At 49.9% G+C, this 19,805-nt stretch carries 21 protein-coding genes; 11 read left to right on the top strand and 10 right to left on the bottom strand.

Annotated features, from left to right (window positions below; translation table 11 throughout):
• Positions 1-308: 308 nt before the first annotated feature.
• Positions 309-1,211, top strand: coding sequence for a putative RNA methyltransferase (locus E6W40_RS23490; RefSeq protein WP_136607974.1), 903 nt, complete (start codon positions 309-311; stop codon positions 1,209-1,211).
• A gap of 78 nt (positions 1,212-1,289) precedes the next feature.
• Here the strand turns inward: E6W40_RS23490 and dhaK are convergent, their stop codons facing one another.
• Positions 1,290-3,047 carry a dihydroxyacetone kinase subunit DhaK gene (dhaK, locus tag E6W40_RS23485; protein WP_136607973.1) on the bottom strand — a complete coding sequence of 586 codons (1,758 nt, stop codon included), beginning with the start codon at positions 3,045-3,047 and terminating at the stop codon, positions 1,290-1,292.
• A complete protein-coding gene (locus E6W40_RS23480; RefSeq protein ID WP_136607972.1) occupies positions 3,044-4,186 on the bottom strand; it encodes a glycerol dehydrogenase in 1,143 nt (380 codons plus the stop codon). Before E6W40_RS23480 ends, dhaK begins: the two co-directional genes overlap by 4 nt.
• 226 nt (positions 4,187-4,412) lie before the next feature.
• Here E6W40_RS23480 and E6W40_RS23475 point away from each other — a divergent pair, with 226 nt between their 5' ends.
• Entirely contained in the window at positions 4,413-5,453 is a 1,041-nt protein-coding gene (locus E6W40_RS23475; RefSeq protein WP_136607971.1) for a PocR ligand-binding domain-containing protein, read from the top strand.
• A 130-nt stretch (positions 5,454-5,583) separates the two neighbouring features.
• Here the strand turns inward: E6W40_RS23475 and E6W40_RS23470 are convergent, their stop codons facing one another.
• The gene (locus tag E6W40_RS23470; RefSeq protein ID WP_136607970.1) at positions 5,584-7,209 is read right to left on the bottom strand and encodes a DUF4179 domain-containing protein; all 1,626 of its coding nucleotides are present in this window, start codon (positions 7,207-7,209) and stop codon (positions 5,584-5,586) included.
• Positions 7,157-7,762 (bottom strand): RNA polymerase sigma factor, encoded by a 606-nt coding sequence (locus E6W40_RS23465; RefSeq protein ID WP_136607969.1) that lies wholly within the window; start codon positions 7,760-7,762, stop codon positions 7,157-7,159. The genes E6W40_RS23470 and E6W40_RS23465 overlap by 53 nt, the downstream gene beginning before the upstream one ends.
• A 294-nt stretch (positions 7,763-8,056) precedes the next feature.
• Between E6W40_RS23465 and E6W40_RS23460 the strand changes: the two genes are divergently transcribed.
• The 5 genes from E6W40_RS23460 to E6W40_RS23440 all read left to right on the top strand — a co-directional run bounded on the left by E6W40_RS23460 (position 8,057) and on the right by E6W40_RS23440 (position 12,208).
• Positions 8,057-8,773: an MBL fold metallo-hydrolase gene (locus tag E6W40_RS23460; protein ID WP_136607968.1), complete on the top strand. Its 717-nt coding sequence runs from the start codon at positions 8,057-8,059 to the stop codon at positions 8,771-8,773.
• Positions 8,774-8,775: 2 nt separating this feature from the next.
• Positions 8,776-9,345, top strand: a complete 570-nt coding sequence (locus tag E6W40_RS23455; RefSeq protein WP_136607967.1) for a TetR/AcrR family transcriptional regulator — start codon at positions 8,776-8,778, stop codon at positions 9,343-9,345.
• Positions 9,346-9,503: 158 nt separating this feature from the next.
• Positions 9,504-10,031, top strand: a complete 528-nt coding sequence (locus E6W40_RS23450) for a CcdC family protein (protein ID WP_136607966.1) — start codon at positions 9,504-9,506, stop codon at positions 10,029-10,031.
• Positions 10,032-10,551: 520 nt separating this feature from the next.
• A complete protein-coding gene (locus E6W40_RS23445; RefSeq protein WP_136607965.1) occupies positions 10,552-10,992 on the top strand; it encodes a helical membrane plugin domain-containing protein in 441 nt (146 codons plus the stop codon).
• A gap of 37 nt (positions 10,993-11,029) precedes the next feature.
• Positions 11,030-12,208 (top strand): NAD(P)/FAD-dependent oxidoreductase, encoded by a 1,179-nt coding sequence (locus E6W40_RS23440; protein WP_136607964.1) that lies wholly within the window; start codon positions 11,030-11,032, stop codon positions 12,206-12,208.
• Positions 12,209-12,292: 84 nt separating this feature from the next.
• On the opposite strand, the gene E6W40_RS23435 is transcribed toward E6W40_RS23440, so the two are convergent.
• The 3 genes from E6W40_RS23435 to E6W40_RS23425 all read right to left on the bottom strand — a co-directional run bounded on the left by E6W40_RS23435 (position 12,293) and on the right by E6W40_RS23425 (position 15,140).
• Positions 12,293-14,212, bottom strand: a complete 1,920-nt coding sequence (locus E6W40_RS23435; protein WP_136607963.1) for an FUSC family protein — start codon at positions 14,210-14,212, stop codon at positions 12,293-12,295.
• Between the two features lie 206 nt (positions 14,213-14,418).
• Complete coding sequence (locus E6W40_RS23430; protein ID WP_136607962.1) at positions 14,419-14,871, bottom strand: V4R domain-containing protein; 453 nt, start codon at positions 14,869-14,871, stop codon at positions 14,419-14,421.
• A gap of 20 nt (positions 14,872-14,891) precedes the next feature.
• A complete protein-coding gene (locus E6W40_RS23425; protein ID WP_136608219.1) occupies positions 14,892-15,140 on the bottom strand; it encodes a ferredoxin in 249 nt (82 codons plus the stop codon).
• Positions 15,141-15,382: 242 nt separating this feature from the next.
• Between E6W40_RS23425 and E6W40_RS23420 the strand changes: the two genes are divergently transcribed.
• From E6W40_RS23420 to E6W40_RS23410, 3 genes are all read left to right on the top strand, one after another.
• Complete coding sequence (locus E6W40_RS23420) at positions 15,383-15,640, top strand: hypothetical protein (protein ID WP_136607961.1); 258 nt, start codon at positions 15,383-15,385, stop codon at positions 15,638-15,640.
• 148 nt (positions 15,641-15,788) lie between these two features.
• The gene (locus tag E6W40_RS23415) at positions 15,789-16,748 is read left to right on the top strand and encodes an L-lactate dehydrogenase (protein WP_136607960.1); all 960 of its coding nucleotides are present in this window, start codon (positions 15,789-15,791) and stop codon (positions 16,746-16,748) included.
• An 81-nt stretch (positions 16,749-16,829) separates the two neighbouring features.
• Positions 16,830-17,099: a hypothetical protein gene (locus E6W40_RS23410; RefSeq protein WP_136607959.1), complete on the top strand. Its 270-nt coding sequence runs from the start codon at positions 16,830-16,832 to the stop codon at positions 17,097-17,099.
• Positions 17,100-17,126: 27 nt separating this feature from the next.
• Here the strand turns inward: E6W40_RS23410 and E6W40_RS23405 are convergent, their stop codons facing one another.
• Genes E6W40_RS23405 through E6W40_RS23395 form a run of 3 tightly spaced genes read right to left on the bottom strand, consistent with a single transcriptional unit; the run spans position 17,127 to position 18,997 of the window.
• Entirely contained in the window at positions 17,127-17,321 is a 195-nt protein-coding gene (locus tag E6W40_RS23405; RefSeq protein WP_136607958.1) for a hypothetical protein, read from the bottom strand.
• Positions 17,308-18,810: an amidase family protein gene (locus E6W40_RS23400; protein WP_246073145.1), complete on the bottom strand. Its 1,503-nt coding sequence runs from the start codon at positions 18,808-18,810 to the stop codon at positions 17,308-17,310. Before E6W40_RS23400 ends, E6W40_RS23405 begins: the two co-directional genes overlap by 14 nt.
• A gap of 46 nt (positions 18,811-18,856) precedes the next feature.
• On the bottom strand, positions 18,857-18,997 hold the full coding sequence (locus E6W40_RS23395; RefSeq protein ID WP_246073144.1) for a hypothetical protein: 141 nt from the start codon (positions 18,995-18,997) through the stop codon (positions 18,857-18,859).
• A gap of 354 nt (positions 18,998-19,351) precedes the next feature.
• On the opposite strand from E6W40_RS23395, the gene E6W40_RS23390 reads away from it, so the two are divergent.
• Positions 19,352-19,780 (top strand): GNAT family N-acetyltransferase, encoded by a 429-nt coding sequence (locus E6W40_RS23390; RefSeq protein ID WP_136607957.1) that lies wholly within the window; start codon positions 19,352-19,354, stop codon positions 19,778-19,780.
• Positions 19,781-19,805 lie beyond the last annotated feature (25 nt).

The following is a 19,805-nucleotide window of genomic DNA, read 5'->3' as shown; positions in this document are numbered from 1 at the left end:
CATCAGACATGTTCATCCTACTTATTAATCATCTTCATTCTAGTGTGACTTCACCTTGGAAAGATAAACCTTCGCCATGTGATTTTATCCCGAATGGGGTTTGCGTTACAATAGAACCGAGGAAGATTACTTCCTCAATTCCTTTTTCAGCAAGGAGCTGAAGCATCCCATGATTATCAAATTCATTCGTTTGCGTTAATGGAAGGTGCAGTTGAAATAACCCGGTTATTTTTTTGAAATCATAGACCAGGGTTTATTTATCTGCGCCTTTTTCATTTCGCCAAAACGAATGATTGGGGTGTTTTACATTGTCCAAAAAAGAAATTGCACTCGTACGCGCCCGGCTGATGGCTGAGTATGAGCATATTTTCCGCTGTCCAGTCTGTTCCCGGCCTATGAAAATGAAATGCGAAAACAGCCTGACATGTACAGCTAATCACAACTTCGACTTATCCAAGGAGGGTTATATCCACCTTCTGCTGAAGACAAGGCCTACCAAGTACGATAAAGACCTATTTGAAGCACGTAAGCTTATACATGCCAGCGGCTATTTTGATCCGTTACTAGATGGACTGGCCGATATGATCTCAGAAAGCATTGCGCAGCAGGCCACCAAGCGGCCACTGTCCATTCTCGATGCCGGCTGCGGAGAAGGGTCGCATTTGGCATCCCTTCAAAGAAAGCTGAGTTTTCTTCATCCGGATATTCTGGCTGTGGGTGCAGATCTCTCCAAACCGGGTATTGCAGCGGCTTCCAAGGGAAACTCCCCGGTCATTTGGTGCGTGACAGATCTGGCTCATAGCCCGTTTCAGGATCAGACCTTTCAGATCATCGTGAATATATTGTCCCCATCCAACTATGGAGAATTCCAGCGATTGCTATCTGCAAACGGAATGCTTGTAAAGGTCATCCCGGGACCCGAATATTTGCAGGAATTCAGGCAGATCTTGTATGGAAAGTCTGCTCATGGACCGCAGGAGGCTCCGGAAGAAACGACGGCCCTGTTTGCCAAGCATTTTCCGGAAATGAAGCAGCTGCGCATTCGCTACGAACTTGATTTGAATCCGCTGCACCTGACAGCGATGCTGAGAATGACTCCCTTATCCTGGCATGCACCGGAGGAAAAGACACGGCAGCTGCTGCTGACCAAGCATGCCTTTAAGCTCACCTTTGATTTCTATATTTTATGGGGTAAACATGTAATGATATAAAAATACCAATACTGCCTGAAAATAAAGAGACCTCATGTTCACCCAGGTGAACATGAGGTCTCTTCTTTATCCTAATCCTTATTTGAGCGCCTTCGAAAGTCCGGTAAATATGACGCCCAGCGCATAGGCTCCTGCGTCCGGATAACCGATGCTTCGCTCGCCAACCGTCCCCGCTCTTCCCATCCGGGCTACGATCGCTTCCGTCTTTTTGGCGCCTTCCATAGCGGCATCAGCGGCTTGAATGCCCACAGATTTCAGATCGGCTCCGGCACAAGCGCCGGCTTCCCATGCTTCTGCGTAAGGAACAAGTGCGTCGATCAGCGTCTTGTCGCCAACAACGGCCCCTCTTCCGAAGGATCTCTCTCCCGTGTCCTGGATTCCTTTGACTACCGCACTCATCAACTCTGCCATTTCTGCTACGGACAACTCTGTTTTATCCGCTGCATATTTGCTGGCCGCGCGGAATGCCGAGCCCCAGATCGGACCGGAAGCACCGCCGCAATGTTCCATAATGATCAGCGAGCAGGCATCCAGGAAACCTCCCATATCCGCTGCGTGATCGGTTACATCGCTCCATTCCGCCTTTAATTGCTTAAAGCCCTTGGCCACACTCATCCCAAAATCTCCGTCGCCGGCATGGGCATCCAGTTCACAGAACGGAATCTCATTCTCGATAATGATATCGCTCATTGTATCGATCAGATAGATCATGTTGTTCAGCGACAGCTTATCGCCTTGAAGCACTGCATCTTCCTCACGGGTTACCACACTGCGGGATACAGAACCTCGGCCTTCTTCTCCGGTAACCACTTCCGTGTAATGGACAGGCTCAAACGGCTCACGGACGACAAGTGCAGGCGTGTCGCATTCTTCGCTCAGCAGCTGCTTCAGCTGGTCATTCAGCTTCATGATGGACAGCGATGCGCCCGCCATGTCGATACTCGTCATGTAATTACCCACGAACACTTTAACGACGGTGACCTTCCGGGTGCTCAATTCCCGCATAACAGAGTTGTTCAGCAGATACCGCTCCTGGAGAGGAGTACCCCCAAAGCCGTTAACCAAGACGGCAACCTCCTGCGAACTATCACCTCTTACCTGCAAGCTTTCCAGCAGGTCCGCTACCATTCTGCGCGCCAGCTCATCGGCAGAGATCAGCTTTTCGCGGCGGATTCCCGGTTCGCCATGGATGCCGACACCATACTCCATTTCCTGTTCCCCAATGGCAAAGGTCGGCGTGCCCTTGGCAGGTACTGTGCAGGAGGTAAACGCAAACCCGATGCTTCTGACGTTGTCGATGGCGTTCCGAGCCGCTGCCTTGACCTGATCCAAAGACATGCCCGCTTCCGCGGCCGCACCTGCGATTTTATGAACGAGGACCGTTCCGGCCACGCCTCTTTTCCCGACGGTATACAGACTGTCCTCCACGGCGATGTCGTCATCAACCTTCACATAGTCAACCTGGATGCCATCCTCGGCGGCAAGATGGGCCGCGTTTTTAAAATTCATAATATCGCCGCTGTAGTTTTTGATAATTAACAGGGTTCCCTTTTCACCTGCCGATGACCGGATCGCTTGATAGACCTGAATCTGGGATGGGGAAGCAAATACGTCTCCGCAAACAGCCACATCCAGCATTCCTTTGCCTACAAAGCCCGCATGCACCGGTTCATGCCCGCTGCCTCCGCCGCTGATCAGCGTGACCTTTTGCGGATTGATATTCTTTTTCTTGATGATTTTATGCTTGCTGTTAAACTCAAGACCCGGATGCGCCATAACAAGGCCATTGCACATCTCTCTGACGAGCGTCTCCGGTTGATTCATGATTTTTTTCATGAGTTCGCATCCTTACTTTGTTTGAATTCACGGCCGAGTTGGTCAGCAACGACAATGGCTGCTGCAACGGCTTCCTCTGTAACAGGGAATGGCATCGCATGGATGGATTCCTCCGGAATACAGGCCATCTGAGCGACCTGGAGCAGCTCCTCCTGCGTCATGCTGTCCACGCCGATGTCTGCAAGAGATACTGGCAACCCGACGGCTGCGCAGAATTCCAGCACTTCGTTTAGTTCATCCTTTGGTGCATTTTCGAGAACCAGCTGGGCAATGGTGCTGAAGGCTACCTTTTCACCATGGAAATAATGATGGGTTCCCTCCAGAGCCGTCAAACCGTTATGAATCGCATGCGCAGCCGCGAGACCTCCGCTTTCAAAACCGAGACCGGACAGTAAAATGTTCGTTTCAATAATATTCTCAAGCGCCGGTGTAACCTGATTGCTGTCACAGGCTATTTTGGCGTTAACCCCATCCTCCAGCAGCGTTTCGTAGCACAGCTTGGCCAGCGCGAGCGCAGCTTTGGTTCCCCGGGCTACCGGAGCAGCTCCCGCATGAACGCCGCAGGGCAGGCCTGCATTCACCTTCGTAAAGGATCTCGAAGTGGCCCTCGCTTCAAAATAGGTCGACAAGGCGTCCCCCATACCGGACACGAGAAAACGGGTCGGAGCATTGGCAATAACCGTCGTATCGATCATGACCACGCTCGGGCTTTGCTTGAAGTACGCATAATCCTCAAAAGCCCCTTCACTTGTATAAATGACCGCGGAATGGCTGGTTGGCGCATCTGTCGCCGCGATCGTCGGAACAATGATCAGCGCATCGCCCTCCGCAACGCATTTGGCCGTATCAATTGCTTTGCCTCCGCCGAGTCCCATCGTGCAGGAGCAATTCTTTTCCTGGGCCAAATCCTTCAGGCGCTGTACCTCTTGCCGGGAGCACTCGCCGCGGAATCCGCTTTCAACCAGCGTGATATTAAATTTATTTATGGTGAAATCCAGCTTATCCTGAACCCGCTTCACATCATCCGGATGGGCAATCAGAAGAGCGGAATCACCGTATGTCTGAATAAAGTATCCCAGATTCAATAATTCATTTTCCCCTTGAACGTACTTGCTTGGACTGATAAATGCTTTTCTCATCATAATTCCCTCCTACTTCGTCTAATGTTCATTATACTTGGGGCCTGGCGATGAATTCATGGCACTCAAAGTGCATTTTAGAGCGCTTTCCCATAGTATTTTTTTGTTCTAACTCTTATAAAATTGTACTATCTTGTTCTGGCAGCGAGCATTTTAGTATAATTACAACAGCACATAAGTTCATTAAAGTGGTGGATCACACGCCAATACGTCTGGAGCGAAGAGCATGAACTCACGGTTTGACTTGAATCGAATCATCGACATCGATAAATGGCATATGCTGCAGGACTCGCTCTCCCTGGTCACCAAGATGGCGATCATCACGGTAGATTACAAGGGTGTTCCGGTTACCAAGCACAGTCATTGCCAGTCCTTTTGCCAGGCGGTAAGACAAGATGACGCCCTGTCCTCCTATTGTCAGAAATGCGATGCACGGGGAGGGCTCGAAGCTGTCCGTTCCAATAAACCTTATGTCTACCAATGCCATTTCGGGATTGTCGATATTGCCATTCCGATCATTGTCGACAATCAATACATCGGCGCTATTATGGCGGGCCAAATCAAGCTTCGCGATACGGATATGCCCCTTGAACAAATTGTAACCCGCCCACCGAATGCAGAAACTGATCGGAAGTTTAAGTCCTTGGAATCTGAATATCGCTCTTTGCCTGTATTGTCCTACGAGGAAGTCTCGACCATCGCCGAAATGCTGTTTCATCTATGCAACTATATTGTAGAGGAAGCCATTCATAAAAATTCAACGATCGATATGTACAAAAAAACCCTGTCGTTAGAACACGCCGCTGCAGCTTCCATGAGCGGCGCGGCTCCGACATATGATCATATACAAGCCATGCAAAACGAGCTGTCCAGTACGCTGATCGAAACGAAAATCAAAAAAAGCAAGACGAATGAGTACCGTTCGGTTAATTCGCTGCTGCAGCCCGCTTTCGACTATCTGTACCGTCATAAGCATGAGAACGTCCATTTACAGGATATGGCCAGTCTTTGTCACGTCAGTCCGAGTTATTTCAGCCGTGTGTTCACCCGTGAGACGGGCGAGAATTTTTCCGTATTCGTTCCGCGCCTGAAAATTGAGTGGGCCAAGCAGCTGCTCGAGACCACGGATTTATCGGTCAATCAGATCAGCGACGAGCTGGGCTTTGCCGATCCCGGATATTTTATTAAAACCTTCAAGAAATTCGAAAGTCTGACGCCGGCCGTATACCGGAAAATATACTATACAGAGAATGCACGACAGGTATAACAGAAATCATTTTAATTCTTAGATCATTAGATCATAAGCACATGAAAAAGAGTACCTCCTACCGGCATGAAACCAGATCGAAGATACTCTTTTTGCTGTTTCCTATATTTTCATGATATATATGCTGGAGTTATGGAGCCTCTGTGCCAAAGTAGCTCTCCGGATCCACGTTTTCGAGCCCGGGAATCGGCTTGCCTTTGGGCAGCTCGAAAGACCAGTTAACGTTGGAGTACCATTTATCGGTCACTGTACGTATAAGGGTTACTTTTTCTGGAAGTTCAGTCATTTCATACACAATGAAGCCCGGATCTCCGGAAGCCTCCTTAATTTCGCCCATGCTAACGGAACCTCTGAAAGATGTGAAGTATTCTCTTCCATCCGGATCCCTCACAAACCATGCATCTTTATCAAATTCATTTTTAAACTTCGCTTTCATTTGAATTAATCCCACTGTTTTTTGTTCCTGAAGATTTGGATCCTGTCCTATGATGAAACTACTTAATGTAATCTCATCCCCCTGATCCTTAAATATCACCGGATGACCTTTAAGCTTGCTCGGAACGAACTCCACCGAACCGGCGCTCTTCACCGGAATAGAGTATCCGTCCAATACAAATCGAAGCTTTTGTCGGTCATAAGGAAGATATCTAAATGTATAGGTCCAGTGCCGTTTACCGGATTGCAGTTCACTCTGCTGCGAAATGATGGTTTCCGGATGCCCGCCCCGGCTGTTGTTTACGCTCGATATATCTTCACCCTGTTCATTTTCAAAATGGAACATCAGCTTCTGCTGGCTTTCCATGTCTTCAGGAGAGCGTTTCGCTGCTTCGCCGCTCAGGGAGGTGCTCAATTGCAGCTGTACCCCGCTTGGCGTGCGGACCAGCTTTTCCATCTCAATTTGCAATCCGTCTGGAGTGACATACTTTTCATTCAGGGACGTGATAATATTCAGTGCATTCGCCTTTTTCATATCCACCTTGAACTTGAAATCCCACTTTCCCTTCACGATCTGCTTGGAGAACTGGTTTCCGATCTCCTCCACATGGCCTACCACGTTCAGCTCATCCGTGAGAATTTCCCGGGTAAAAGCAAACGTCAACTTCTCTAGCGATTTCGAGCCACTTATTTCCCTAAGTTGCGCTACCTCGTTACCGTCCAGATCCAGGATACGAAGGTCTGTCCAGCTCACTTGATTAACAACGGGTTCACCCTGCGGATCGGTGATTTTAACGCCCATGACAAGTCTCGTTGTATCGGCAACAACCTCGTTAATCTCAATGGTATAACCCTTATCCCTTACTTTCACATGCGGGTTCTGGAGAATGCCGAGCTGACGTGCATCCATGATCCCGCTGTCTGTTGTCTCTTTCGTAAAAATAGACCTCACCCAATCAGCGATAGAAGGCTGCGCATACAACGTAAAGGCGGCTGTCACAATCAGAAGAGACGCGATCCAGAGTGCACTCTTCTTCATGAAAGGCTTGGATCTGCGAAGATGCTTAACAGCGGAAACCGGATGCTGCGGCCTGGCAGGTTCGATATCCACTTGTTCCAGGGAAGCCATCACCTGCTGCGTAAAGTCGTTCGGAAGGGATTCGGTAAACAGCAGCTCTGCCCATATTTGCTCTTCCTCAGCAGCTGCGTGCACCAAGGACTGGCACTCGGAGCAGATCTCGATATGGAAAGTCAGCTCTTCATCCGGTTTATTTCCAGAATGAAGGTACTCTTTTGTCTGAGCAAGCTTCCAGCATCTCATGTTTCATCCCCTCCTCATCCTTAAACTTTTTACGCAGAGACTTTTTCGCCCGATGAAGCCGGTTGCGTACTTTATCTACATCAACGCCGACAATATCAGCAATTTCTTCATAACTTAGTTCATTCGTATATCTCAGCAAAATGACTATGCGGTATTTATCCGGGAGCTGCTCCAATAACTTGTGCATTTCCCGGCCCGTTTCCTTTCGCAGATAAGCTGCTTCCGGCGTTTCGCTGTGATGCTGCCCTTTGACCAGAACATCATCATCCGCCGGATCCGCTTTTTTTTTCCTTCCGGCATCCCTCATCACATTCACGGCGATGGTGTACATCCAGGAAGCAAAGCTTGATTCCTCCCGAAAACCCGCAAGCTTGCGGTAGGCCTTCAAAAAAGCCTCCTGCGTGTAATCTTGGGCATCCTGCGGACCCGCGCCCATTCCTCGTAACAGACCGTATATTTTATTTTTATGTATTTCAACCAGCTGCGCGAAGCTCTCCTTATCGCCGGCCAATACCTCTCTAACCAGCGCAACGTCCCGTGATGGGTCTATCATAACGATCCTCCTTGCTCTTCATCTGATCTTTATACCTTATAGACGGATGCAGGTCGACTTTATTCTCACTTTTGCACAAAAAAAAGGAGCCCTTCGCAAGAAGGACTCAAAAATCAGATTAGACATATGAAAGGGTTTACAAAACCATTATAGTATGGAAATGTAATTTTGAAAACGCTTTTCTCGTAGTTTATGCCCAAATAGCCTTCGCATAATAAATTAAGATTGCTTTAACTAATATCATTAGTTATAATACTAATGATATTAGTTTGCAATTATGGGAGGATGATTTTAATGAAAAAAACAACCGTTCACCAGGTTACCCAGCTTGCCTTTATGCCCCGCCTGTTTCCTGTCAACGTGTATCTTGTTGAAGAAGAACAGGGTCTCACCTTGATTGATGCAGGGATGCCGTTCAGTTTTAAGGGTATACAGAATGCTGCGGATTCCCTCGGCAAACCCATAACCCGCATCCTGCTTACCCATGCACATGGTGATCATGTCGGCGCCCTGGATGCGTTAAAAGACGCCATTCCAACAGCCGAAGTATATATATCGCGCCGCGATCAAGCCCTTCTGGCGGGAAGCCGCGACCTCGAAGAGGGAGAGCTGCAAACCCCAATCAAAGGTGATGTTCCCCGGAAAATACGCACCAAGCCCGATCATCTCCTGGAGGACGGCGACCGTGTGGGTTCGCTCCTGGCTGTCGCCTCCCCTGGCCATACTCCTGGCCATATGGCGTTTTTGGATACACGCAGCCAGGTGTTGATTGCCGGGGATGCCTTTCAAATCCGGGGCGGGATGGCCGTATCCGGCCATATGCAGCCGCTGTTCCCTTTTCCGGCGATGGCCACCTGGAATAAGGACGCTGCGCTGACAAGCGCACGCCGCCTCGCCGGGCTCCAGCCATCCTGGCTTGCTGTTGGCCACGGACGGATGCTGGAGCAGCCTGCAGCAGCGATCAGCCGGGCGATCCAGCGTGCTGAAGAGGCTTTCCGGGAGGTGAAATAACAATGGCCAAAATGGGACTCGACCGCCATACGCTTCTGGTTGCCGCAGCCGAGCTGGCCGACGCATCCGGACTGGATTCGCTTACTCTGGCTGCTCTGGCGCAGAAGCTCAATGTGCGTTCCCCTTCCTTATATAATCATGTGAACGGACTCCCGGATTTGCGGGCAGCACTCACTGTCTACTGCCTGCATCTTCTCGTCGAGAAAACGCGTGATGCCGTCATCGGCAAATCCGGCGATGATGCCATTCTCAGCTTATGCGATGCCTATCTCCAGTTTGCACGTTCCCGCCCTGGCCTATATGAGGCCTTTTATAAGGTAAATACACAGGAGCATGAGGATCTGGAGGCAGTCAAAGCGGAGCTGCTGAACCTTTTTTTGCGGATACTGGAGCCTTACGGGCTGGGAGAAAAGGAAACGCTGCATGCGATCCGCGGACTGCGCAGTTTTTTGCATGGATTCGCGACGCTTGAGCAGCATGGGGGCTTTCAGATGGATCTTCAGGTGGATGAAAGCCTCCATTATGTGCTGAAGACATTTCTGAAAGGCATGCACGCAGAATCTACTTCTTAAGCTGATCTCCATCGAACAAAAGGCGGGATAAGAAAGGTATGAAAAAAGTTTCCCACGGAGGCAAAGATGTCATATGACGTTCAAGTTTACTTCTCGATGAGTGTGATATAATATAGTTATACGTGATTAATTATCATTTTCAGAGAGGAGTCTTTAACTTGGCTCATATTAGTCCCTCATATCTTCAAATTGGATCTACCGTGGGGGCTCTGGTCATGGCGCTTATGGTCATTTTCGTCCGTTTGAAAGCCAGCGATAGACCAGTAACCATCAAAAAAATACTCATCCCGCCGCTTGGCATGTCAACAGGCTTCCTGATGTTCGTGGCGCCGCAAACACGGATTCCATGGCTTTGGGCCTTAGCTGCTTTTCTCGTCGGCTGGTTTTTATTCTCATATCCGTTGATTCGCAGTACCAAATTCGAAGTCTCCGAAGGACAGGTTTTTGCCAGACGCTCCAAGAGCTTCGTGGTTATCCTGTTCGTTCTGCTCATTGTCCGTACCGTTCTTCATCAGGTCATTGACAAGTATGTCTCGATCCCGCAATCCGGTGCGCTCTTCTTCCTGCTGGCATTCGGCATGATTGTCCGCTGGAGAATTTTCATGCTGAAGCAGTATCGAGTCATCGAAGCAGCCGGCGAACTGAACGGCAAACCGATCAGCCCGGAAACGCCCCATCAGTCGTAAAATAAAGTAACTTCATTAAACCGCTCCCGGCACGGGTTTGCACCGGAGGGCGGTTTTTTGCGTCTCAATGATCAATTTCATGTGATCAAAACATCATAACCATTCAGGTCATTAAGCTGTTCTGCTTGATGGCCTCTTTTCATTAAACATTGTGCATACAGCCAAGATGAATTGAAGAACCTATGGAAGGACAACTGCGGAAGGGGATGAATTACTGTTATTTTCCTATTCACAGTGGTTTTCATCACGTTTTTGGCGTAAAAATAAAGCAAAACAGAGAATATCGGACCAAGAAGACGTATATATGTGTAAAACTTCACAATTTGATCTATCACTCTTAAATGCCTCATTATCCTTTTAGAGAGCATTATGTTAACATATGTAGTGGTAATTTAGATTTTCGGCCTTTTTCGTTACGAGGAAGGTCCCCAGGTTATAGACCCCTCTGCCTAAAAAGGGTCTATCAGCCCTTTTTTATAATAAAACTAAGCATTGCTGCTTACGCAAAGGAGAAATGGACATGTCAGAAACAATTACTGATGCAACGACAGAACAAGCAAACACGCCTGTCAGCCAAGATCAACATGATTTGCTGGACCAACTGCTCAAGCCTGAGGTTCAGGAATCTTTGACTACTCTGGTCAACCATCTTCCAAAGCTGACTGAGCTTGTGAATGTATTGACAAAGTCTTATGACTTCGCTCAATCCGTAGCTACGGACAAAACACTGAAAAGTGACACTGTAGGTGCGATTCAGGAAATGGCTTCCCCAGTGATCAAATCCGCTAAGAATGTTGCGGCGAACGTGATCGAAGCTAAAGACCGTGCTGAAGAGAGTCATGAAGTGATCGGTCTTTTTGGTATGCTCAAATTGCTGAAAGATCCGCAAGCGCAAAAAATGTTCCGTTTTGTGAACGCATATCTCCAGGTTTCTGCTGAACGCTCTAAAGAACAACAATAATTCTCTCAATTTTACCAGTAAGGACGGAGGAAAAACTATGTCAAAACATATTGTCATTTTGGGTGCAGGATATGGCGGACTTCTCTCTGCTATGACCTTGCGCAAATATCTTAACAAAGATCAAGCGCGTGTCACCGTGGTGAACCAATATCCGACTCACCAAATCATTACCGAGCTTCACCGTCTGGCTGCAGGCAGCATCGAGGAAAAAGCAATCGCTATGCCTCTCGACAAACTGTTCAAAGGTAAAGACATCGATCTGAAAATCGCAAAGGTTGATTCTTTCTCTGTAGACAACAAAGAAGTAAAATTGTCCGACGGCTCCAAGCTCACTTATGATGCCCTCGTTGTCGGTCTCGGAAGCATCACTGCATACTTCGGTATTCCAGGACTTGATAAGTACAGCATGGTTCTGAAATCCGCTGAAGATGCAAACCGCATCCACCAGCACATCGAAGACCGCATTAAAGCTTATTCGCAAACTAAAGATGCAGCTGACGCAACTATCCTGATCGGCGGCGGCGGCTTGACCGGCGTTGAGCTTGTTGGTGAAATTGCCGACATTATGCCAAAATTGGCTCGTAAATACGGCGTAGACCCGGGCGAAGTTAAACTGCTGCTGGTTGAAGCAGGTCCTAAAATCCTGCCAGTACTTCCAGATCATCTTATCGACCGCGCGAAAGCAAGTCTTGAAAACCGCGGCGTAACATTCCTGACAGGTCTTCCTGTAACGAACGTGGAAGGCAACGTCGTTGACCTGAAAGACGGTCAAAAAATCGTTACCAACACCTTCGTATGGACTGGTGGCGTTCAAGGCAACCCACTCGTTGGAGAATCCGGCCTCGAAGTTAACCGCGGACGTGCAACGGTGAATGAATTCATGCAATCCACATCCCATAAAGATGTATTTGTAGCTGGTGACAGCGCTGTTGTCTTTGATGCAACGGGCCGTCCTTATCCTCCAACAGCTCAAATCGCTTGGCAAATGGGCGAGCTGATCGGCTACAACCTGTATGCTTACCTGACTGACAAGGCATCCCAAACCTTTGATCCGGTGAACTCCGGCACACTGGCCAGCCTTGGACGCAGAGATGCTGTAGCTACGGTTGGCGAAAACAACATCTCCCTTAAAGGGTTGCCAGCAACCATGATGAAGGAAGCAAGTAACATCCGTTACCTCTCCCACATCAAAGCTTTGTTCACACTGGCTTACTAATCATATAAGCAATCAAGAAAAGCCCCGCTCAAATCATCATTTGAGCGGGGCTTTTTACTAATTACAGCCGATCTATCTTCTTGCCTATGTCAGGCTCTTCTCCAGCGTGCTCTGCATCGCAAGCAGCTCCTGCCTTATTTTCGGTGTCAGCGCAAGTTCGGGAACAGCCGGAAGCGTGATGCTCCGCTGCTGTTCGGCGCACTGGGCCATTTTCTCGAACACAAGCAGCAGACGGGCAAGCTCGGGATCAGGCAGTTCGGGCCGGTTCGCCGTCCAGGCATAGGAATTCAACAGGTAACCGAATTGATCGAGCGCCCACACCACGGGCAGCAGCCGCTGCAGCTCCTCCTCGCTTCTCGGAATTTCCCCAAGCGCCGTTGCGTAAACCGTAGTCAGGTTAGACAGATGGGTCTTCATGGAACGCTGCTCCCGGCTGTCCTCTGCCTTGTAAGATGCCTTCTGTTTTGTGAACAGCATGGCAGCAAGCTGGGACTGACTCCGGATCGTCCGGCCCATCAGATACGGAATTCGGCTTGAGGCAGATTTCCTGCCGAGGATGAGAACACCGATCAAGCCGATAACACTGCCGGTAATGACATCAACGATCCGCGTCCCGGCGAAATACCCTACATCGTGGATGTGCGAGCTCGCCTCCGCCATAAGGATCGCATTCGGCGTCACGAACAGGATGGCGATCGCATAGTTGCGAACGATCAACAGCTCAGCGAAAAACGTAAAGAGCATGATGGCAACGGAAATGATAAAGCCTTCCGGCTGCGCCCATAAAATGGCGCTCGCTATTAAAATTCCAATCATCGTTCCCAAAGAGCGCTGGATTGCCCGGTGAAATGTGGCAATGACTGTTGAACCCAGCATAACCGAGGCACAGGAAAGAGGCACCCAGTAAGAGCGGTTTAAATTAAACGCATGAGCGGCCAAGGCAGCGATCATTAAGATCATACCGAATCTTAGGGACAGCAGAAACACAAGCGAATTTTTGTCGAAGGCGCTGAGAAAGATACTCTTCACCGGCGTTCCGGCTATGCTTCTGTCCTCCCAGCCGTCTTCGGCGTCCGCCTCCAAAATCGCTGCCATTTCCCGCACCGCGCGTAGAAGCCCTTCAAGATCCGAATCCTCCAGCCGCTTCAGGCTGTCCGTTATCAGTATTCCACGGTAGCGCAGAACTCCGGAGACGCTGCGGACTACCTGCCCCAGCGCCGGCGGCAGCGGCTCTCCCTTCCTCAAGTTCCAGGTATCGGTTTCCTGGTAGATCACATGTGCCTGGTGAAACAGCCTGAATAGACGGTAGACCCGTGCGGGTTCCCGCCATACTCTCCCCTGCCCGGCCAAAATGGACTCCGCCTCAACCATGGAGATCAGGGTCTCATGTCTCGCCTTCTTATACTTGCCCGTTCCGGCTGCATCCAGCAAATCCGCCAGATTGGTATACAACCTGCGGACCGCCTGGGTTTCGGGTCCATGCGGATTCGTAAGCCAGCCCGCCATGGCGATCAGCCATGCCAGCGCCCCTCCCAAAAGAACAAGTGTCCCTCGGGTTAAGGCTTCGGAGGGACCATGCGGCATACCGGAAGCAAGCGCGAAGCTCAGAACGAAGAAAAGAGCGGCCGGCCCTTTGAACTTAAGCGCTCCAAAAATAAAGGTCGCCAGCGCTCCGATCAATCCCAGCACCACCGCGGACAGAACCGGATACGGAGCCAGCAGCGAGCCGCAAAAGACGGAAAAGCCGATGCCTAGCATGACAAAGAAAAGCTTCCTCGCTCTTAACGCATAAGGCTCATGAAATGTATATAAGTACGTAAATCCCCCAGTCCCCGCCAGCATGCCGTAATCGAAGCGCCCCAGCAGAAGGCCGATCAAAGAGGGCAGGCCCAGACATAGGCCCGCACAGATCGCCCGGTTCCATGGCAGGGCTATTCTCTTCATCTCAAACGCCTGGCGGATCATGGGATGAATAGCGGCTCGCCGATGATTTCGCGTGTTCATGCAGCTTCTTCCTTTCTGAATCCTCAAGCCATTTTGAAAAGGGCAGCTTTACCCGAGGCAGAATTCATCCCGCACCGTGTAAAGCTGCCCTAGGCTGGCTCTTGCTATGAACAGTATCTCCATATAGCGAATCAAGTATAACCCCGCAAAGCGAACGAAACTCTCGTTAATGATCTCTCATCTTCATCCATGTATGTAATTCGGAGTCATTGATAAAATCTTAGCTCATACTCGCAGTGTTCGTCGCCGTTTACGTTGCATTTCACTTCCTTGACCGATACCTTGCGGCCCAAAATCCGCGTTAACGCCCCCTCCATCATCGCGCCTTCCAGATCGCATACAAGCTTGCCCTCCTGAACAGGCAGCCCCTCGCAAAAGCAATCCTCCACCGCCACCCGCATCGTATGCTCATCTTGATGCATGATGGCCGGAATCCCGATTTTCAGCTCAACAAATAATCCAAAGAGCTCCTCTACCGTTTGGGCCGGCAGGCTTTCGCCAATTTTGCGCCCAATGGTGGCTGTCGTATTTCTCCCTCCCATCGGCAGCCCTTCATGCATCCCGATCAGACGGATCGCGCGGAACAGCTCCAGCGGAACCTGGTTACCGAGCTCCGTTCTCTTGATATGTTTTAAATCGTTGAATGTAAAGCTTGCCATGTAGATCTCCTCCCGTTTCTTCATTGTCCCTTTTGGCGGAACGGACATGTGGCCACGTGAATGGATGCAGTAGGGCAGCCGTGCTCCGCTTCGTCCAAGCTGTCCAATTGATCTTCCGGAACTTCCGTAATGCCTAGGTTGCGGTCTCCGGGTAATATATTCTCTGCTAGCCCCTCATCATCGTAATCAAAGATATCAGGAGCGATGACGCCGCAAGCTCCGCAGGCAATGCAGGTGTTTTTGTCCACAAAAGTATAGGCCTTCTTCATGTCCTCCCCATCCTCCTGACCGGCTGACAGCGGATCATTCCGCGAACTATCAGCCTTGCCTTTGATGATTTCAGCGTACCATCGCCTCCGTACCCACCTTGTGATTTTCATCACATCATTTTTGTCGGTTCCTTGAGCAGTCGGGATCGCCACACAAAATTCGAGGCTGTCCGCATGTTCTTAAAATTTGCCCTCCCCTATATCCTAAAAAAGGAGTTTATGACGAAATCAAGGGGGAACGGATGCGAAAGCTTGCAGCGAAGGAATTTACGGTCTGGGTGTTTACCCGGACTGAACTGGTCAAGTTTGTGATGGTGGAAATCCTTTTCAGCTCCGCACTTTATGCAGGACTGAGACGGGTGAACGGACATGAGGCTATCGCGATTTTGGGAAGCTCGATCGGTACGCACCTGTTCAAATATGTGGGTCCAGGCGGGAGATTCCCTGTTTGGCGCAGCAAAAAGCAGCCGCAGCCTCTGCCATGGAGTCCGGCGGCTTAACGGGGATACAACGCTCAGAAACCGGTTAAGCTGTTGCTGCCGGTTTTATTCGTATGAGGCGGTTTTCAGCCGTATTCAGCTGATTTCGTTCGTGATGGGATTTTTATAAAATCCTCATGTAAAATATGAATGAAGGAGCGGATGAACAATGAACCGTAAAAGAAGAAGAGTCGCCATCGTAGGCTCCGGCATGGTCGGATCCAGCTGCGCTTACTCCATGATTAACCAGTCCATCTGCGACGAGATCATGATGATTGACCGTACGTATGACCGGGCGCTCGCACAGGCTCTCGATTTGTCGCATTGCATTGATTTCACACATACACGCACCACCGTTTATGCCGGTACCTATGCGGATTGTTCCGATGTGGATGTTGTCATTCTGACGGCTGGCGCGAATCCAAAACCGGGGCAGAACCGGATGGATGTGCTGGCAGAGGCCGCGGAAATTACGCGCCAAATCGTGACTCCGATCGTAGAGAGCGGATTTAACGGCATATTCATCGTTGCCGCGAACCCGGTCGATGTCGTCACCTACATGATCTGGAAGCTGACCGGATTTCCGCGTCACCGCGTGATCGGTTCGGGCACTTCTATCGATTCCTCCCGCCTCAAAACGCTGCTCTCCGACGTTTTCTCCATCGATCCGCGCAGCGTAAGCGGATATGCGCTTGGCGAGCATGGGGAGTCGCAGTTCGTGGCTTGGTCGCATGTGACCATCGGCGGCAAGCCGATACTCGATATTTTGGCCCAGCATCAGGAGCGTTTCAGGCATCTTGATTTAGAGGATATTGCTCGCAAAACGAAAGACGCGGGCTGGGAGATTTTCACGCGCAAAGGCTCGACCCATTTCGGAATCGGCAGCGCGATTGCCCATATTGCACGGTCCGTGCTCAATGATGAGCATAAAATAATCGCCGTATCCGCCATACTCGACGGAGAGTACGGCCAATACGGCGTATGTGCCGGCGTTCCGGCGATTATCAGCAGTGATGGTATTCAGGAACTGCTCGAACTGAAGCTGAATGAGGATGAGCAGCAGCGTTTTAACGATTCTTGTGAGCTAATCCGCCACAATCTGTCCGGGCTGGCATTGGATCCGATATAAGGATAAGTATTGCCTTTAAGATTCAAGACAATAAGAGTATAATGGGAAATAAACCCAATTGAATCGGGACGAATCCCATTGATGATGATCGCAGCCGCCTTGTCCATCGCACTGATGTGCGGATTTTATTTCGCTGTAGCCTATTTCGGAATTAAATTATTTTTCAAAAAAGTGCTGCACCGGTCCGTGGATCCGATGCTGCTCTTGGGTGCTATTGTAATTTTGGTGTTCTGTATCCAAATCATGCAGAGATTATGGTATCACCAGCCGATGGATGCAACCTTGCTGCTGCCGCCAGTAGCCGGACTCTCCGTGTTCCTGCGCCGAGTCCGAAGCAGAAGCCGCAAATAATTAACGACCGCTTTTCTTATAGGAGCCTTAACCCGCCTTCCGGCATATGAAGATCATTTCCGGACTGGCAGAGGTTAACGGCTCCTTTTTCCATCCGCCATAAGCATGAATGATGTGAAATCCGGTCATCTGCAGCAGGCGGATATTGATGCTGCTTTTGCAAAATAGATGCAACCAAAATTCACGGCTTATCCAAGCTGCGGACTGCTTATTCTCCTGCAAGCATGCCCATCTCCGGCGGCACTCTGTGCTTCGTGGCCTGCTCGTATCCGTAAGCGATCTTGATCAGTGTAGGTTCACTGTAAGCAGTACCGATGAACGTGATACCCTGCGGGCCTTTGGTGATATAGCCGCCGGGAGCAATAACCCCATCCTGCGCAATGCCGCCCGGCACGGTAATGACAGGATATCCGGCTCTGGCCGCGATATCATCGCCTTCCTCACAGCCCAGGAACAGCAGCGCATCGAGGTTATATTTCTCAAGCGCATAATCGATGCCTTGTGCCCGTGACATTTCTTCATTCACGCGGATCGTGTCCACATATTCCGGCTCGGTCAGCGTTCCGCTGGTCGACTCGGATGCCTCCAGCACATTTTGTCCGTATTTCAGGCATTGCTCAGCATGTTCGTTGTTAAAAGCGATAACCTCTGCCAACGTATGGACAGGGATGTTTTCCGGCAATGGGGCCAAATAGTCATTCACCCCTTTTTTGAATTCATAGCGCAGAACGCTCCAGTTCCAATCTGTTTCCTGGCATGGCAGTTCTACCGGATCGATGATGGCTGCTCCCTCGCTGCGGAGCACTTCAATGGCAGCCTCCAGAATCTGCATCCGGTCAGGGTCCAGCTGACTGTAATAGAACCGCGGGATCCCGATCCGCGCCTGCTTCAGAAACGAAGCATCCAGAAAGGGCGTATAATCGGTTAGAAAATGTCCTTGACTCGTTTTTGTGACTTCATCCCGTTCATCCACTCCCGTCATGGCACCCAGCATAATCGCTGCATCGGTAACGGATCTGGCCATCGGTCCAGCGGTATCCTGAGTATGGGTAATCGGTATAATTCCCGAACGGCTGACCAGACCGACTGTTGGCTTGATGCCCACCAGCATGTTCTGACTGGCCGGGCCGATGATGGAGCCGGAGGTTTCCGTACCAATCGCTGCGGCTGCAAGGTTGGCAGCCACGGCCGCTCCTGAGCCTGAACTGGAGCCGCCGATGAACAGCTCTCCCGGACCATAGGGATTTAGGCAAAGCCCCCGCCGTGTACTGTATCCGGCCCACATTCCGTCTGCCATGAAGTTGGCCCATTCCGTCATATTGGCCTTACCAAGGAATACGGCGCCTGCACTCCGCAGCTGCGCAGCGACGAACGAATCCTGCTCCGCTACATGCTCCGCCAAGGCCAGTGTTCCCGCACTGGTATGCAATGCATCATGGGTATCGATATTGTCCTTCAGGAGCAGAGGAATGCCGTGAAGTGGTCCCCGGCTTCCTTTTTCATATCGCTCGTCGTCCAGCGCCCTGGCGATGCTTATCGCTTCCGGGTTAATCTCAATGATGGATCTCAGCTTTCCGTCATAACGACCAATCCGCTCCAAATAGACCCGAACCAGCTCCTCGGAGCTCGTCTCGCCCGCTTCCATCGCAGCCTGCATACGGCGGATATCCGCCTCGATGATCCATTCTTCTATTTTCATGTTAATTTCCATTTGACATCACCTCAACTTCATAGTGGGGAGTTGCAGTATGCCTGTTTTAGACGTCCGCATATTTCTCCATATGCTGTCTGTACAGCTTCCACGCTCCCTGTTCCTTGCGGAAAAATACTTCCATAGCCAGTACGCTGGCTACCTTCGTGCGGTACTCCTCTATTGCAGCAATCGCATCGTCAAACACGCAACCACATCCCCGATAAAATGTTATTTTTAAAAGATGCCCATTTCAATGCCGTTCATATTCCATTTTTATCTAATTCATCATATCAGCCTTTGCGTCTGCAATGCTATCTTAAGAATGGTTATAATCATTGTTTCCACCTCCCAAAAAACGCGGGAAAGGGTGATAAATAACAGCAGCTTCACCCGGTTCATGAATAGGGCGGTCTTCGATGATAGATATTCTATCTGCGATGCGGCGGTTCGGACAATAATGTATGTATCTTCCCGTATCCTTTGTTTTTTCATATAATTCGTATTAAGCCAGCTAATTTCTGATCATAATGGCAATCTCTATTAAGGACAGGTATATCTCATGATCATTTATCAGGAACATATGCAAAATATCACCGAAGCGTCCTTTGCGGACGGCTTCTTCGACGGATGGCCGAATCCGCCTTCTACCGCAACCTTCGACCGGATTCTTCAAAATGCTACTCATATCATACTGGCAATTGATGAACATACCAATCACGTCGTCGGATTCATTACAGCGCTGTCCGACCGGGTACTGACGGCCTATATTCCTTTGCTGGAGGTCGTGCCCTCCTATCAAAACCGGGGTATTGGAAAAGAGCTGACCCAGCGAATGCTGGACAAGCTGAAAGATATCTATATGATCGATCTGCTGTGCGATACGGAACTTCAAGATTTCTACGCCGGGCTTGGCATGAGAAAGGCAACGGGGATGCTGATCCGGAACTACGAGCATCAATCCGGCAAAAAGGGTACAGCGGCAGATTGAAGGATGCCAAGAGATATTATCAAGC

Origin of the sequence: Paenibacillus dokdonensis (assembly GCF_004916975.1) — a bacterium.
In the GTDB taxonomy this organism is placed as follows: Bacteria; Bacillota; Bacilli; order Paenibacillales; family Paenibacillaceae; genus Paenibacillus_AQ; species Paenibacillus_AQ dokdonensis.
This window is presented reverse-complemented; position numbering and strand designations above follow the sequence as displayed.

What these genes read in the sequence shown, in the direction of transcription:
- dhaK (WP_136607973.1), bottom strand. Translation starts at nt 3,047, where the DNA reads ATGAAAAAAATCATGAATCAACCGGAGACGCTCGTCAGAGAGATGTGC.
- E6W40_RS23445 (WP_136607965.1), top strand. Translation starts at nt 10,552, where the DNA reads ATGTCAGAAACAATTACTGATGCAACGACAGAACAAGCAAACACGCCT.
- E6W40_RS23410 (WP_136607959.1), top strand. Translation starts at nt 16,830, where the DNA reads ATGATGATCGCAGCCGCCTTGTCCATCGCACTGATGTGCGGATTTTAT.
- E6W40_RS23435 (WP_136607963.1), bottom strand. Translation starts at nt 14,212, where the DNA reads ATGAACACGCGAAATCATCGGCGAGCCGCTATTCATCCCATGATCCGC.
- E6W40_RS23400 (WP_246073145.1), bottom strand. Translation starts at nt 18,810, where the DNA reads ATGGAAATTAACATGAAAATAGAAGAATGGATCATCGAGGCGGATATC.
- E6W40_RS23390 (WP_136607957.1), top strand. Translation starts at nt 19,352, where the DNA reads ATGATCATTTATCAGGAACATATGCAAAATATCACCGAAGCGTCCTTT.
- E6W40_RS23440 (WP_136607964.1), top strand. Translation starts at nt 11,030, where the DNA reads ATGTCAAAACATATTGTCATTTTGGGTGCAGGATATGGCGGACTTCTC.
- E6W40_RS23465 (WP_136607969.1), bottom strand. Translation starts at nt 7,762, where the DNA reads ATGATAGACCCATCACGGGACGTTGCGCTGGTTAGAGAGGTATTGGCC.
- E6W40_RS23425 (WP_136608219.1), bottom strand. Translation starts at nt 15,140, where the DNA reads ATGAAGAAGGCCTATACTTTTGTGGACAAAAACACCTGCATTGCCTGC.
- E6W40_RS23415 (WP_136607960.1), top strand. Translation starts at nt 15,789, where the DNA reads ATGAACCGTAAAAGAAGAAGAGTCGCCATCGTAGGCTCCGGCATGGTC.
- E6W40_RS23470 (WP_136607970.1), bottom strand. Translation starts at nt 7,209, where the DNA reads ATGAGATGCTGGAAGCTTGCTCAGACAAAAGAGTACCTTCATTCTGGA.
- E6W40_RS23475 (WP_136607971.1), top strand. Translation starts at nt 4,413, where the DNA reads ATGAACTCACGGTTTGACTTGAATCGAATCATCGACATCGATAAATGG.
- E6W40_RS23460 (WP_136607968.1), top strand. Translation starts at nt 8,057, where the DNA reads ATGAAAAAAACAACCGTTCACCAGGTTACCCAGCTTGCCTTTATGCCC.
- E6W40_RS23420 (WP_136607961.1), top strand. Translation starts at nt 15,383, where the DNA reads ATGCGAAAGCTTGCAGCGAAGGAATTTACGGTCTGGGTGTTTACCCGG.
- E6W40_RS23455 (WP_136607967.1), top strand. Translation starts at nt 8,776, where the DNA reads ATGGCCAAAATGGGACTCGACCGCCATACGCTTCTGGTTGCCGCAGCC.
- E6W40_RS23430 (WP_136607962.1), bottom strand. Translation starts at nt 14,871, where the DNA reads ATGGCAAGCTTTACATTCAACGATTTAAAACATATCAAGAGAACGGAG.
- E6W40_RS23480 (WP_136607972.1), bottom strand. Translation starts at nt 4,186, where the DNA reads ATGAGAAAAGCATTTATCAGTCCAAGCAAGTACGTTCAAGGGGAAAAT.